We start from the raw sequence: 14,608 nt of genomic DNA on the forward strand, positions 1-14,608 counted from the left end.
GTATCGACCGCGCGGAAGCTACCTGCGATGACGCCAGGTAATCTGACCTCGTGACAGGCTCGGACGGATATCCGTCTTTCACACTCGCGTACGTCCCGGGTGTGACACCAGGCAAGTGGGTGCGGACATGGAACAACCGGTTGCCCGAGGTTCCGCTGACCCTGATCCAGGTTTCCGCGGCCGAAGCCGCCGGCGTGGTGCGAGACCGTGACGCCGATGCGGCCCTGCTCCGGTTGCCGACAGACCGGACCGGCCTGCATGCGATCCCGCTCTACACCGAGACGACCGTGGTCGTTGTCCCGAAGGACCACCTCGTGGCCACGGCCGAAGAGGTCTGCGCCGACGACCTGGCCGACGACATAGTGCTGCAGCCCCGCGACGACACCCTCGACTGGGAACAGCCGCCCGGACGGCCGGCGATCGAGCGCCCGGCCACGACCGCGGATGCCATCGAACTGGTCGCGGCCGGGGTGGGGCTGCTCGTCGTGCCGCAGTCACTCGCCCGACTGCACCACCGCAAAGACCTCGCCTACCGGCCAGTCACGGATGTCCAGCAGTCGCGCGTAGCGCTGTCGTGGCTGGAGGAGGAGACCACCGACTTGATGGAGCAGTTCATCGGGATCGTCCGCGGGCGCACTGTCAACAGCACGCGTGGGCGCCAACCGGCCTCTCCGCCGGCGAAGCGCAAGCGTCCCGCTGGCGATGGCAACAAGGCTGCCGTCCGCAAATCGGCCGGTGGGAATCGACGACTAGGTTCCGGCACGCCTAACAGCCGCAAACGCGGGAAACCGCGCCGCCGATCGTAGCGCTCGTCAACCTTGGGCCAGCAGCGATGGATTCACCCACACGGACTGTGGGCCTCCAGGAGGCACGGTTGTTCAGGCTCGACTATCCATGCCGCGTCAGGCAAAATCGGGAAACCGCGCCCTGCGCCTCAATCACGCTCCGCATCCGGCCGACCACCACGTGCACGGCCGGAGCGGCCCACCATCCAGCTGACTAGGACGCCGACGCGACGGGCACAAGGAACATCGTTCGAGACGTGCGCACCGCACCTGATCTGACTGGGCCCTCCCGCTCGCAGACGGGCGCGGCCGGTCCGCCGGGCGGGTCCGGCAGTTCCTCCCCGGCGGGCGGCGAAGGAGAACATGTTCTCACTGCTCCAGTTGAACGGCTTCGTCGCCGTGGCCGAGGAACTGCACTTCGGGCGCGCCGCCGAACGACTCCGCATGACCCAGCCACCCCTGAGCCGCCAGATCCAACTGCTGGAAAACGAACTCGGCGTCACGCTCTTCGACCGCAGCAACCGCACGGTCCGGTTGACCAGGACCGGCCGCGCCTTCCTTCCGGAGGCGCGGCGTCTGCTCCGCCAGGCCGAGCAGGCCGCGCGGACGGCCCGGTCCGCGTCCTCCGGGGAGATCGGCAGCCTGGCGCTCGGTTTCACGGCGGCCAGCGCCTACCGCACCCTAGGTGCGGTGCTGGACGTGATCCGGAAGAACCTGCCCGGGGCCGAGATCATTCTGCGCGAGATGGCGAAGAACGAACAGCTGGAGGCGCTTTCCGACCGCAGCCTCGACCTCGGAATGATGGTCCGCCCACCCATCCGGCGGCACGATCTCGAATCGCGAATCTACGTGCGGGAGCCGCTGGTCGTCGCCATTCCGGTGGGGCATTCGCTGGCGAAATCGCCGGGCCCCGTCACGGTCGCCGATTTCGACGGAGAAAGCGTCATCATGTATCGGCCGGCGGAATCAAGATATTTCCATGACCTACTCATCAGCGTTTTTCGAAATGCCGGATGCACCCCGGTGTTCTCCCACTACCTGAGTCAGATCCACTCCGTTCTGGCGCTGGTCAACACCGGCTTCGGGCTGTCCCTGGTGCCCGCCGCGGCCACCCAGCTGCGCTATCCGGACGTGGTCTTCCGGCCCATCGAATTGTCCGAGTCGAGCCAGGTGGAACTCAGCCTCGTCTGGCGACGCAACAACGACAACCCCGTGTTAACGGCATTGCTCGATCATTTGTTTGCAACAGGAGGGTAATCGATTCAATCGTTGGATCGGAACATCCAAACGAAGTATTGGACATCCCGGAATCGGCTCGCCTAGCGTGTGCACATCGGTCGGACGTCAGCAGTTCCAACAGGAACGGCTTCTGCGGTGTAGAGCGAGGAGTGCCCGGTGCGGCTCATCACGGATTGCGATCAAATCGCGGGCGAGTTCGGATTCCATCCGATCAAGCAGTTGCTCACGCCTGGTATTCGAATGGACGCGCCGAAAATGGTCACGCCGCTGATCGCGGACCGCAATGGCGAGCGGTTCCTGCTGGCCCGCGAGCAGGAGACCGGCAACCTCCGCGCCCACGGCATCCCGGCCGACCGGCTCCGGTTCTTCGAGCGGTATGTCAGCTTCGACAACATGGTGAACGGCTCGTCGGCGGCCGAGTCGCTGGCCGATGCGGTCGCGGAACTGGCCGGGTCCGACCCGATCATCGTCGGCGCAGACCTGCCATATGGCCGCTACCTGGACCTGCACGAGCAGTTCGGCGATCGCCTGCGCGTCGAAGCGTCCGCCCCGAGCGGTCCGGTGCTGCTCTACCGGCTCGCGGTCAGCGACGTGCATGACCGGTTCGCGCGGCTGCGCTCGGGTGGCGCCGAGGCGGCGGCGCGAGTGCTCCGCGACCGTCCGCACCTGCGCGGTCTGGTCGACGAGATCGATCGCGCACCGGCGGACACCCGTTTCGAGTTGCTGGAGAGCAAGCTGAACGCGGACGCGGTGCTCGCTGCCGCGCCACCGAATGTTGGTGAGCTGACGGGGCTGGCACCGCGTGCCGGGCTCGCCGTCCTGTGGGCCCGCGGGTCCGAGCACCTGTACTGCATCGCTGCTGCCGATGACTACACGATTCCCGGCGAGGTCGTCGGCGCCCACGCCTCGGTGCCGGCGGCGGTCCGCTCCGTCGTGGACGGTGGCCGACTCGCGATCGAGGAACAATGGCTCGACACCGGCACCGCGTTGGCGTTGCGGGACGCGGGATTCGAGGTCGTCCCCGCATCGCGGGAGCTGTCGCTGTGGCGCGAAGAACGGGACAGCACGGACCTGGCGTTCATGGTCATCGCCGCCCAGGCCAGCCGCTACTGCATCGAAGGCGCGCTCCAGCATGCGCGGCAGGCGCTCGACGAGGGCGCCGCGCTCACCGAACGCGACGTCTTCCGGCGCTACCTCGAACTGATTCCGGAATTCCGCGCCGAATTCGGCATCCCGTTCGCCATCGCACCGTTCTTCGTCAACTGCCATTCCGCCGACCGCACGATCTACCCGGCCATCCCGACGGAACACGCGTTGACCGCCGCTACCACGACGCTCAAGTTCGATGCCGGTGTGAAGATCACGGTGGACGGCGTCGTGATGGCCACTTCGGACATCGCGCGCTCCCTGGTCCGCACCCCCGGAGGGCGGCAGGCGTACCGGATCTTCACCGACGTGATCCGCGACGGCGTCATCCCGAACATGCGTCCCGGCACGGTGTGCGAAAAGGTCCACCAAGACTGCGTGGATCTGCTGCTCGAACACGAGGCGGAGCTCGTCGAATCCGGGCTCATGCCCGCGGGCATCGACCTGCACGCGGAGTACGGGCGCCGCAACGTCGGCCACCTCATGGGCAAACAGGAGTCCTTTCTGACCGAGTTGCGTCCGGGCCATGCCTACGTGCTCGCCGAAGGATCGTTCGGCGCCTGCGAGATCCAGTGGCCCTACCGCGACCACTCCATCGCCTCCGAGGACCTCTGGTACGTCGGCCGCGACGCGACGTACGCCATCAGCTCCTGACCCACCCACTCAACCTCGAACGCACAGGAATTTTCCATGACCGCAGTGGCATTGCAGATGGAGCCAGGCCCGACCCTGGTCGACGACCGGGTCATCCAGGCGCTGGCGGCACCGCCGATGTACCACCAAAGCGCCGAGTTCGCCGAGGTGATGGACGAGACCTGCGAACTGCTCAGGCGGATCTACGGCACCGCGGGCGAAGTCGTGGTGCTGCCGGCGAGCGGCCGGGGCGCCGTCGAGTCCGCGCTGGCCAGCGCGGACCACGTCGGCCGGACCCTCGTGGTCCCGACCAACGGCACGTTCGGCCGCATGATGGCCGCCATCGGCCGGTCGCTGGGGATGCGGGTCGTGGAGCTCAAGCACGATTCCGGGCAGCCGCTGGCGGTAAGCGACATCAAGGCCGAGCTGGACCGGCACGACAGGCCCGTTCTCGGTGTCGTGCACAACGAGACTTCCACCGGCATGGTCAACGACCTCGCCGAGTACGCCGACCTGGTGCACCGGCGGGACGGGCTGCTGCTGGTCGACGCGGTGTCCTCGCTCGGCGGCACCGCGATCGACTTCGACGACCTCGGCATCGACCTGTGCGCCTCGGCGGCCCAGAAGTCGGTCGGCGCGCCGCCCGGGCTGGCCTTCGTCGCGGTCAGCGAGCGCGCCCTCGGCGAGATCGAAGGCCGCTCGCGGCCGCCGCTTGGCTACTACCTCGACCTGCTCCGGTGGTGGGACCAGTGGGTTCCCCTGGAGAAACGAGGCCGGTTGAAGTCCGGGTACCGCCGATTGCCTTGGACCATGCCGACGAACCTGGTGGTCGCGTTGCGCCGCGCGCTTGAGCTGACCGCCGAGGAAGGCATCGAGCAACGCTGGGACCGCCACCGCCGCAGCGGCACCGGCCTGCGTGCGGCGATGGCCGCGCTCGGGATGCGCCCGGTGGCGCCGCCGGGCGCGGAGTCGGACACCGTCGGCGCTTTCCGGCTGACGGGAGTCGATGCCCCAACCCTGCGCCGCGGGCTGGCGCAGCGGCACCGTGTGCACATCGCGGGAGGAATGGATGGTGACGCCGCCACCGTGATCCGCATCGCGCACATGGCGGAGTCGGCCCGACCGGGGCCGCTGCTACACACCATCGCCGCGATCGCCCACGAGCTCAACGATCTCGGCGTCCGGGTCGCGACCGACCCAACGCAGGAATTCCTCAAGGCGTGGTGCGCCGAATAACCCCATCCCATCCTCGCGGTACCAGCCCGGAACGGAGTCACCAGCGTGAGCCAGCCAGTTGCCGACGCCGAGGTCAGATACGTCTCCTCGGCCACAACAAACAAGTCGTCCCTGCGCCGGGTCATGGCCGGCACCGCCGCGGGCCAGTTCGTCGAGTGGTACGACTACGGGATCTATGGATTCCTGACGGTTCCGATCGCGGCCAACTTCTTCGCCAGCGATGACACGAGCGGATTGATCAGCACCTTCGCGGTGTTCGCCGTGACGTTCGTGTTCCGGCCCTTCGGCGGTATCGTCGGCGGGTTTTTCGCCGACCGGTTCGGCCGCCGCAAGGTGCTGATCGCCTCCCTGATGACCATGTCGCTGGCCACGGCGGCTGCCGGGCTATTGCCCACCGCGGCAACGATTGGTATCGCGGCACCGCTGCTGCTAGTGCTGCTGCGCGTGGTGCAGGGCCTGTCCGCGGGCGGTGAACTCGGCAGCGTGATGTCGTTCGCGGGCGAGCACGCCCCGTGGAACCGGCGCGCATTCATTGTGTCCTTCGCCCAGATCGGCTCGTTTTCCTCGCTGCTCACCGGAAGCGTCATCGGCCTGTTGCTCACCGAGGTGCTGAGCAAACAGCAGCTGCACGGTTGGGGCTGGCGCATCCCGTTCTTCGTGGCGCTCCCGCTAGGCATCGTCGGGCTCTACATCCGCAGGAAGGTGGAGGAGTCCCCGGCGTACCGGGAGATCTCCGAAGCGGGTGAGGTCGCGAGCCAGCCGGTGCGCGAGGCGCTGACATCGCGAGTCGGCCGCCGGGCGATCCTTGTCTGCGCGACGTTGTCGCTACTCAACAGCTCCGGGTATTACGTGCTCACCAGCTACATGCCGTCGTATCTGCAGAAGTCGCTGCACTTCGACCCCACGGCGTCCTTCGGCACCACGGCCGTCGGCATCCTCGCGCTGCTGTGCACCGTGCCGCTGACGTCGCGCTGGTCGGACCGGATCGGCCGCAAGCCGGTGCTACTGACCTCGTCGATCGCGACGTGCGTCGTGGTCTACCCCTGCTTCCTGCTGGTTGACCACAGGGGAGCGCTCAGCATCGCCGGAATGGCGATCATGTTCGTCTGCTTCGCGATGTACACCTCGGTCATTCAGTGCGTCCTGGTGGAGCTGTTCCCGACCCGGATCCGGGTGACCGCTTACTCCATCGGCTACAACATCTCGACCGCGATCTTCGGCGGGGCCGCTCCGCTCTTCCTCACTTATTTCATTGACGTGACCGGCGACAGCCGCGTCCCCGCCTACTACATCATCGCCACCGCGATCGGGACCCTGCTCACGACGCTGACGATCCCCGAAACCGCCAAGAAGAAGCTCCAACGCTGACAACGAAGGAATTGTGATCCCATGGTGACGAGTTCTCCCGAGGACGTCATGCGACGGCTGGGCAGTGGTCTGCTGTCCTTCCCGGTCACGACGTTCCACGACGACTTCTCGTTCGACGAGAGGTCCTACCGGGACAACATCGGCTGGCTCTGCCAGCACGGCGCGACGGGGCTGTTCGCGGCGGGCGGCACTGGGGAGTTCTTCTCGCTCACTCCGACCGAGGTCGAGCGGGTGACCGCCGCTGCGGTGGCCGAAGCCCCGGACGACTTCCCAGTGATCGGGGCTGCGGGCTACGGAACCGCGACCGCGGTGGAGATGGCCAAGGCATGCGCCCGCGCGGGCGCGGCGGGGATCCTGCTGCTGCCGCCCTACCTGACCGGCAGCCCGCAGGATGGTCTCGCCGCGCACGTCCGCGCGGTGTGCGACGCCACCGATCTGGGCGTGATCGTGTACAGCCGGGCCAACGCCGTCTTCCGCGAGGACACGCTGGCAGGACTTGCCGAAACCTGCCCGAACCTGGTCGGGTTCAAGGACGGCGTCGGTGATCTGGAGTTGATGACCCGGGTGTACGCGCGGCTCGGCAACCGTTTCACCTACATCGGTGGGTTGCCCACCGCCGAGATGTTCGCGCTGCCGTACACGGAACTGGGCGTCACGACCTACTCCTCGGCGATCTACAACTTCGTCCCGAAATTCGCGGTGGAGTTCTACCACGCGGTGCGTGCCGGGGACCGGGACCGCATCTACCGCGACCTCAACGAATTCGTGATTCCCTACTGCAAGATCCGCGATCGCGGCGCCGGATACGCGGTCAGCATCGTGAAGGCGGGTGTTCGGGCGATCGGCCGACCGGCCGGTCCCGTCCGGAGTCCGCTGCGAGATCTGACCCCGGGTGAATTCGCCGAGCTGACCGAACTCATCGCCAAGCTCACCTGACCCCGACGATCCCTGTGATGCGTGAGGCGTCGTCGCTGGTAGTGACTGTGGCGGGCGCCAGTTTGCGGGCGATTTCAATGGAAATCAACGGGCTGATTTCCCATTGAAATCGCCCGCACCGCCAGCCGGTGGGGCTCCGGCCATGTGGCAGACTTGAGATCTCAAGTCCGCCCGCGCCCACCGCATTGGAGGCAACTTTGCATCCGTGGAGTTGTGACACCTTCGTCGCGATGCCCGACGTGACACCGAATGGCCATGTGCTCGTCGGCAAGAACAGCGACCGGCCGGTCTCCGACGCCCAACCGTTGTGCTTCTACCCTCAACGACGACCAACGGCCGGGGACAAGCTGGCGCTGGCCTATGTAGAGATCGACGACGCCGCCTCCTATGCCCACGTGGGTGGGTCCCCGTACTGGTGCTGGGGACACGAGCTGGGCCTGAACGAATGGGGAGTCGTCGTCGGCAACGAGGCGCTGTTCACCCGCGACTGGGCCGCCGGGGTGGCGATGGACCGCGCCGGAGCGCCGGTGGACCCCGGGGTGCTCGGAATGGAACTGGTGCGCCTGGGGCTGGAGCGCGGACGAACCGCCGAGGAGGCGATGACCGTCATATGCGCGCTTGTCGAGCAGTACGGGCAGTGGGGGGCGGCGGTGCCTGGCAGCCCGTCCCGTTCCGGCGCCTACGACAACTCGTTCGTCATCGCCGACCCGCACGAGGCCTGGATCGTGGAGACCTCCGGCCGCCAGTGGGTCGCTCGCCGGGTCCGGGAGGGGACCTGGGCGATCTCCAACCAGGCCACCATCCGGACGCAGTGGGACCGCGCCAGCGAGGATCTGGTGGCGCATGCGGTCGGCGCCGGCTGGTGGAATGCCGGGCAGGAAGGCGAGTTCGACTTCGCCCGCGCTTACACCGACCCGGGCACCCCGCTGCAGGTTTCGCACATCCGGCTGCAGCGGTCGCGGCAGTTGCTGCGGGAAATCTCGGCGAAGGGCGGGGTGGACGTCGAGGGGGCGAAACGGATTCTCCGTGACCACTACGAGGACACCTTCCTGGACGGGCCGTACTTCAACGCCGCCCTGCCGGACTTCCTCAGCCTGTGCATGCATTCCCATCCGTCGGGCTTTACCTGGGGCAATACGGCGAGTTCGGCCGTGTTCGTGCTGCCCGCCGGAGATGAGCCGCTGCCGTATCTGTGGTGGACGCCCGTGACTCCGTGCACCGGTGTGTACCTGCCGGTGTTCGTGGGTGCGGGCCGGGTGCCCGCGGCTTTCGCCACGGCCGGTTCGGCGGGTCGGCTGCCGCGTTGCCCCGTGGATGCCCCCGAGGACACGTTCGATGAGGGTTCGTACTGGTGGCGGTTCCGGCTGCTGCTCGACCGCGTCAAAGGCGATGAATCTGGCGGGATGTTCGCCGAGCGGCAGCCGATCGTCCGCAGCGCGTTCGACGAGCTCGAACGTCGCTGGGCCAAGGAGCTTCCCCAAATTCAGGACGAAGCGCTCCGGGTGCGCCGCGATCGCGGGGATGCGGCGATGGCCGAGACACTGGCAGCTTTCACCGATTCTTGTGCCAGTCAGGCATGGCAGGCCGCCGAGGAGTTGATCGCCGGTTTCGGCGGCTGAAACGCAGGACGTCGGATCGGCTCTTGACAGCGCGTCCCGCCGCATTCACCCTGTTTGAGATCTCAAGGTTGAGATCTCAGATCGAGATCTCAAGGAAAGGTCAGGACCCGTGGATCGCCCCGAGACCGCCTACATCAGAAGCAACGGCCAGGTAACCCTGCCCATCCAGGTTCGCCGCGCCGCCGAGCTGCAGGAAGGCGACGTCGTTGAGGTCGCCCTGCAGAGCGACGGAACGATCCTGCTGCGTCCGATCGCCGTATTGGACCGCCGGCAAGCAGACCTACAGTTCCGGTTCGAGGACCAGCCGTCCGCCGAGCCGACCGAGGACGACATGCGCGACCGGGTCCGCGGTCTGCTCCGCCGTCGTCAGCTCCCCGTGACGACCGGCCGCAAGCTCGACGGTCTGGTCGAGCGCTATCAGCGCGGCGACCTCACCCGCAAGGCGTTCATCGGCGAGGCGATCATGCTCGGCCTGCCGGCCGCGTCCATCGCCTCGCTGTTCCCTGGAACGAACGAGCCGGCCGCGGAACCCGGTCCCACCCAATCCTCTGCGACAAGCCGCGTCGCGGAGCCGGCCTCCGGCGGCAGGTGGTCCGGCGTTGTGCGGATCACGGAGGCGTTCCACTCGCTGCTGTACCTGCCGCTGTACATCGCATACGACGTCGGCTTTTTCGAGGACGAAGGGCTGGATGTCGAGATCACCGCGGCCGGCGGCGGCACCGAGGCGTGGTCTGCGGTGGAAAGCGGTCTGGCGGACTACTCAGTGCACGACCCGGTGTTCGTGATGCGCGCGCACGAGCAAGGCGTTGAAGACGCCGTCGTGGTGGGAACGCTCTGCAACGGACAGGCAATTCTCGCGCTCGCCGAGGATGCAGGCATAGAAGCCACAGACGATCCCCGGACATTCGTCACCGAGACGATCGTCGGCCGGACCGTCTCCACCCAGCCCCAGCCGGACTCGCAGTGGGCCCTGTTGCGATTCCTGCGATTCCTCTACGAAGCCGATCCGGAGCAGGCCCATCGCGTCCTCCAGGTGCCGATCGGCACGGAGCCCGAGCCGGTACTCGCGGGAAAGGCCGATATCTGCCTCGCGTTTCCCCCGCAGGCCGACATCGCCATCGCGGCCGGACTGCGTGAGGTCTTCGATTTCTCCCGGTTCTTCGGCCCCTACCTGCTTTCGGCGCTCGCCAGCCGCCGCGAGGTGATCCAGGCGGATCCCGACCGGCACGAAGCGGTGATCACCGCGTTGGAAAAGGCGTGCCAATACGCCCATGCGTTCCCTGCCGAGGCAGTGCGGGTCGCGCAGCGAGAGTTTCCCGACCTCGACGCCGACGCGATCGACCGCGCGACCCGGCGGTGTCTCCGGCGGAACTTCCTGCCCCGGCACCTGGCGGTGGACGGGGAAGCGTGGCAGGAAAACGGGGTCCTCAACAAGTTTGTGGGCACGATCCAGCACTACCGGACCACGACTGAACTGGTCGACAACGAAATGGCGCTGAGGGCCTACCGGACCCTCGGCAACCTGCAGATGGTGTGGAACGAACCGCGTTCGATCACGCGTGTTGTCGGTCCCACGAAAAACGTTGTCCGTTAGCAACGAAGTCATCTTCGCACTTCGATGATCCCGCCCGTGGATCCGTCACAAGACAAGGTTCATCATGGGAATCCTTGAGAAGTTTCGTGGGCCAGCCACCTCCATCGACGACCAGATCGAGAGCTTCGCGATCGATCGAGTGCCCAGCGGCCAGCGATGGCCGATTCCGGCGATCAGCCTGGTGCTGCTCGGTAACGCCACGGCAATGTTCTTCTTCTCCTTCGGTGCCCAGCAGTCATTCCTGGTGGGCTGGCCGCGCATGCTCGCGCCGATCGGCTACTTCTTCTTCGGTGCCGTGTTGATCGGCATGCTGACCATGCGGATGGCAAGCCGGGAAGGTCTCTCCCAGAACCTGCTCAGCCGCGGCCTTGGGTTCGGCAGCCACGGTTCGGCGGTGACCTCCTTCATCTATGCCGTCAACTACATCTATTACTTCCTTTTCGAGGGGACGATCGTTTCCCACGCCATCGCGCACTACTTCGACGTGCCGATCAACTCGATCGGCGGCATCGGGATCTTCGCCGTCGTGGGATTGGTGACGCTTCTGCTCGTCTGGCGCGGAATGCACGCGATGTCGTTCCTACAGTCCTGGGGCTTTCCGCTGTTCTTGCTGCTGTTGGCCTGGGGCCTGTACAAGCTGGGTACCGAGCACACCGCTGCCGGTCCCGCTGACTGGCATGCGACGGCGCCGGTGGACTCTGCCGCGATGTGGACCGCGTTCAGCCTCGCCAACGGCCAGATGATCTTCCAGGGGCTGATGGCGACGGACTACGGCAGGTTCGCGGCCCGCGACATCCGATACCGCGGAACCGCGGGAATCATGCTGGGCGAGCTGATCCCGATGTTCGCCGTCATCTTCCTCGGCGCGTTCATCGGCTCCACGATTCTCGGAGGATTAACCGGACCGGACGGGCAGGTATTGGCGCAGGATCCCGGGTTCATGTTCGTCTATCTCATGGGCGGCGCCGGGGTCGTGTTCGCCATCGTCACGCAAATCCGCATCAACGTCATGAACCTGTATTCCGGGTCCATCGCGCTGTCCTCCGGATTCGATGTGGCAGCGAAATTCCGGCCGGGACGTCAGTGGTGGATGTTCCTGGTGCTGATATTGGGTGTGGTGTTCTATGCGTTCAATGTGATCAACCACCTGGACACGTTCCTCGCGATCACCGGCGTGCTCACCAATACCTGGGTGCTGATCATCCTGGCCGACTACTTCGTCTGCCGCCGCTGGCTGCGTCTTGGCCGCAGCGAAGACATCGAGTACCGCGAACACGAAGTGCGTGCCTGGAATCCGTGCGGCCTGAGCTCGCTCGGTATCGCCGTATTCGTCGGCGGCCTCGGTATCGTCGGCCTATACCCGGACTACTACGCCTCGTTCATCGCGATGGTGCTCGGCCCGCTCCTGCACATCGTGTTCACCGTCGCCACCAAGGGCCGTTGCTACCGGCCCGAAAACCGACCCGGAGCCGAAGCATCGTCCCTGGTCAACTGACCGCACGCACCCACTGACATGCTCCCCTTCGGCCGGCTCGGACCGCACGCCACCGCTGCGGGCACGAAGCCGTAGATCTGGACCGTCTCGCCGCGTGGCCAGACGAGATCAAGAAGGGAGTTACCTGGGACGACATCGTGGCCCCCTGTACCAACTCCCGGTGGCCTGTCGTTGTTAGGAGGCAATCCAGTTCCAGGGCCGCGGGCCGTAGTGCCCGCGAAGGCAGTCGATGCGGTAGCGGGTTTCGGCTCCGATCCGGTCGCTTTGGTCTGCGCGGTTGGCGAGCCAACTGGTCATGCGGAGCTCACGAATGTCGCGTAGCAGCGCATATGACGGGCTGGCGAGGACGTCGAAGCACGTCGAAGCCGTAGGCGTCAGCGAACTACTGATATTCAGCTGGGCTGACCCAGCTGAAGCTGTCGTATTCGATCGCCACGAGTGTGAGATCCCATTCTAGCGGGCCTATCGCGAAGCGTTCGAGGTCGAGCGCCAGGACGGTGCCGTCGTCGGTGGCAACGATGTTGTTATCGTGCGGGTCGCCGTGGACCACGGCCAGTCCGAGCATGAAAGTGGCCGTCTTCCACCGGGTTTTGAGATCGCCGAGGCGTTCATGCAGGAACTTCTTGTCGTCGGCCAGGATCCGGGCGGCGTCGATGCGCTCGGCGACCCTTACGAAAGGTCGCAGCGCCGCAAGTAGGCCCTCCGCAGGTGGTGGCGTGCCGTGCAACTTGCGCAGGAACTGGCCGATTTCGGCTGGGGTTGCGGGCCGGTGTGGAGGCAGTTCGTGCCAGAAGGTCACCACGGTGTCGTTCAGCTCGACCGGTTCCTCGACGGGCCGCACCACCGGGATGTGGGCGCTGTGCAGCCACGATGACATGGCGACTTCCCGCAAGGCGGTATCGCGCTGACTTGCCGTTCGGGTCACACGGGCGACGAGTTGGTGTGGCAGCCGGAAGGTCGCTGTCGCCCAAGCTGAGAAGAACGGCGTCTGCACCGTCTATGCCCCTCTGGGCACAGGCCGCTTGCAGGGCCTGGGTCTCGGCTTGGGCACGGTCGTTCGGGGTGGTCATGGTGTTAGCCCTGCATCGTCTTGGCGATCTGGTGACGGAGCTCGACTACGTCATCGAGCCGCGCATGGGGCTTGGTCGCGATGTGCAGGTCGCGGAGGTAGCTGCGGACACGGGGGCCTACGCGGAGTTTCGGAGGGATCGGGCCAGGCGGCCCTGCAGTTCTTTCGCGTCGGGCAGGTCTCGGTGTTTGACGAGCGCGCGCTGAATCCGGGCCAGGTCATCGCGCGCTCGTCGGGACGACAGCCGGTCGTCGGTGTTGATGGCTTGCCGGCCGTAGTCGATGCCTTGCTTGACATCACCGCGGGTGAGTTCCAAGATCGAGAGTTTTCCCAGTACAAAGGCGCGTGCTCGAACGTTGTTGTGATCGTAGGCGGCCAGAGATCGGGCCAAGCGGTCGCGGGTAGCAGAGACGTGGTTGCCCGTGAGCGCGACGTCGAGGAGTGCATGCCCATTGTCCCCGTCCAGTTCGGCTTGGCTGAAGTACCGGATCCACGTGGGATCGTTGTCGGGTTCGCTGTCGCTGAAGTGATCTTCAGACCGGAGGACAGCACCATAGGCGTCGTCACCCTGTCCTTTGGCGGCGAGAGTTCGGGCGCGCACGACCGACAGCATGGCCTGTGCGGTCGGGGTAAGCCGGTCCTGGCGAACCTGAGCGAGCTCAATAAGCGTAAGAGCGTCTTCGACTGTGCCGATGTAGATGGCTTGGCGCGCCATATCGGAAAGCACGTTGGCGCGTAGGCCCCAGTCGCCAGCAATCTCAGCGCAGGCCAGGGCATCGTTGAAGTAACCGCGGGCTCGCGCATGTTGTCCAGCGTCGAAGGCACCCCAACCCGCGACGTTGGCCATGAACCCCACTGCTGAATGCAGGTCACGTATCGTTGTCCGGCTGCCGCGGGCCTGCAACAGGCTGGTCGCCCAGGCCAGGTGACCCGCGATGGCATCCATGCAGGCACCGCCGCCGCGCCGGTCCTGCCAGTCTCCGAAAAAATCGACCGACTCAGCGACCTGCCGCACGTCATCTGTGCCCACCCGGGTAGGTGAGGGGCCCGCGACGGTGGCACGAACGGCCGCCTCAGCGACCGGGGCACTGAGCGTCATTCCGGTTACTGATGCCGCGACCCCACGGAGAAATGCTTGGCGCTTCACGTCCTCACCCACCTCTGGCTCGTCTCTCCCGACGGTAGCGGTCTGACGCCGTGGTGGATAGAAACCGAGCGCGTCGTCGTCGGCTGCCCCGAGAGTGATCCGCAGTGCCTGACGAACGGCCCCGCGCGGCCACCGGACACGTCCACGTTCCAGCCTGGAGATGTAGTGGTCGGTCGCAGCGCCGGGCGTCCCTGTATCTCGCAAAACCTGTTCGTTGACCAGCTGTGCCAGGGCTTCTTGCGTGAGCCGAGCTTCTTCACGCGCTGCGGTCAGTTGCGTGTTGCGCTCATGGCACTGACTCACGACTGTTCCCTTCTGTGATCACCGAGGATCACAGAGTA

General features: G+C 66.1%; 11 protein-coding genes. 9 read left to right on the forward strand and 2 right to left on the reverse strand.

Translation table 11 applies throughout. The features are described 5' to 3' along the window. Positions 1 to 50: 50 nt before the first annotated feature. The 9 genes from BJ970_RS36325 (at position 51) to BJ970_RS36365 (ending at position 12,051) form a co-directional block, all read left to right on the forward strand. A complete protein-coding gene (locus tag BJ970_RS36325; RefSeq protein WP_184733015.1) occupies positions 51 to 806 on the forward strand; it encodes a LysR family substrate-binding domain-containing protein in 756 nt (251 codons plus the stop codon). Between the two features lie 342 nt (positions 807 to 1,148). After that, complete coding sequence (locus tag BJ970_RS36330; RefSeq protein ID WP_184733017.1) at positions 1,149 to 2,042, forward strand: LysR substrate-binding domain-containing protein; 894 nt, start codon at positions 1,149 to 1,151, stop codon at positions 2,040 to 2,042. A gap of 138 nt (positions 2,043 to 2,180) precedes the next feature. Beyond that, entirely contained in the window at positions 2,181 to 3,824 is a 1,644-nt protein-coding gene (locus BJ970_RS36335) for a M24 family metallopeptidase (RefSeq protein WP_184733019.1), read from the forward strand. A 36-nt stretch (positions 3,825 to 3,860) separates the two neighbouring features. Continuing rightward, positions 3,861 to 5,039 (forward strand): pyridoxal-phosphate-dependent aminotransferase family protein, encoded by a 1,179-nt coding sequence (locus tag BJ970_RS36340; RefSeq protein ID WP_184733021.1) that lies wholly within the window; start codon positions 3,861 to 3,863, stop codon positions 5,037 to 5,039. A gap of 45 nt (positions 5,040 to 5,084) precedes the next feature. Next, complete coding sequence (locus BJ970_RS36345; protein ID WP_184733023.1) at positions 5,085 to 6,407, forward strand: MFS transporter; 1,323 nt, start codon at positions 5,085 to 5,087, stop codon at positions 6,405 to 6,407. Positions 6,408 to 6,428: 21 nt separating this feature from the next. Next, positions 6,429 to 7,343, forward strand: coding sequence for a 5-dehydro-4-deoxyglucarate dehydratase (kdgD, locus tag BJ970_RS36350; protein WP_184733025.1), 915 nt, complete (start codon positions 6,429 to 6,431; stop codon positions 7,341 to 7,343). Positions 7,344 to 7,573: 230 nt separating this feature from the next. Then, a complete protein-coding gene (locus BJ970_RS36355) occupies positions 7,574 to 8,962 on the forward strand; it encodes a C69 family dipeptidase (RefSeq protein ID WP_184733027.1) in 1,389 nt (462 codons plus the stop codon). A 109-nt stretch (positions 8,963 to 9,071) separates the two neighbouring features. Then, complete coding sequence (locus BJ970_RS36360; RefSeq protein ID WP_184733029.1) at positions 9,072 to 10,556, forward strand: ABC transporter substrate-binding protein; 1,485 nt, start codon at positions 9,072 to 9,074, stop codon at positions 10,554 to 10,556. Between the two features lie 64 nt (positions 10,557 to 10,620). Further along, positions 10,621 to 12,051 (forward strand): purine-cytosine permease family protein, encoded by a 1,431-nt coding sequence (locus BJ970_RS36365; protein ID WP_184733031.1) that lies wholly within the window; start codon positions 10,621 to 10,623, stop codon positions 12,049 to 12,051. Positions 12,052 to 12,433: 382 nt separating this feature from the next. On the opposite strand, the gene BJ970_RS36370 is transcribed toward BJ970_RS36365, so the two are convergent. Together BJ970_RS36370 and BJ970_RS36375 are read right to left on the reverse strand one after the other, a co-directional pair. Then, entirely contained in the window at positions 12,434 to 13,045 is a 612-nt protein-coding gene (locus BJ970_RS36370) for a phosphotransferase family protein (RefSeq protein WP_312864652.1), read from the reverse strand. 193 nt (positions 13,046 to 13,238) lie between these two features. Then, on the reverse strand, positions 13,239 to 14,570 hold the full coding sequence (locus BJ970_RS36375) for an NsdA family TPR-like regulatory protein (RefSeq protein ID WP_184733035.1): 1,332 nt from the start codon (positions 14,568 to 14,570) through the stop codon (positions 13,239 to 13,241). Positions 14,571 to 14,608 lie beyond the last annotated feature (38 nt).

This window comes from Saccharopolyspora phatthalungensis (assembly GCF_014203395.1).
GTDB classification, from domain to species: domain Bacteria; phylum Actinomycetota; class Actinomycetes; order Mycobacteriales; family Pseudonocardiaceae; genus Saccharopolyspora; species Saccharopolyspora phatthalungensis.

Excerpts from the sequence above, each read along its gene's own strand:
- BJ970_RS36330 (WP_184733017.1), top strand. The coding sequence starts at position 1,149 with ATGTTCTCACTGCTCCAGTTGAACGGCTTCGTCGCCGTGGCCGAGGAA.
- BJ970_RS36340 (WP_184733021.1), top strand. The coding sequence starts at position 3,861 with ATGACCGCAGTGGCATTGCAGATGGAGCCAGGCCCGACCCTGGTCGAC.
- kdgD (WP_184733025.1), top strand. The coding sequence starts at position 6,429 with ATGGTGACGAGTTCTCCCGAGGACGTCATGCGACGGCTGGGCAGTGGT.
- BJ970_RS36355 (WP_184733027.1), top strand. The coding sequence starts at position 7,574 with ATGCCCGACGTGACACCGAATGGCCATGTGCTCGTCGGCAAGAACAGC.
- BJ970_RS36365 (WP_184733031.1), top strand. The coding sequence starts at position 10,621 with ATGGGAATCCTTGAGAAGTTTCGTGGGCCAGCCACCTCCATCGACGAC.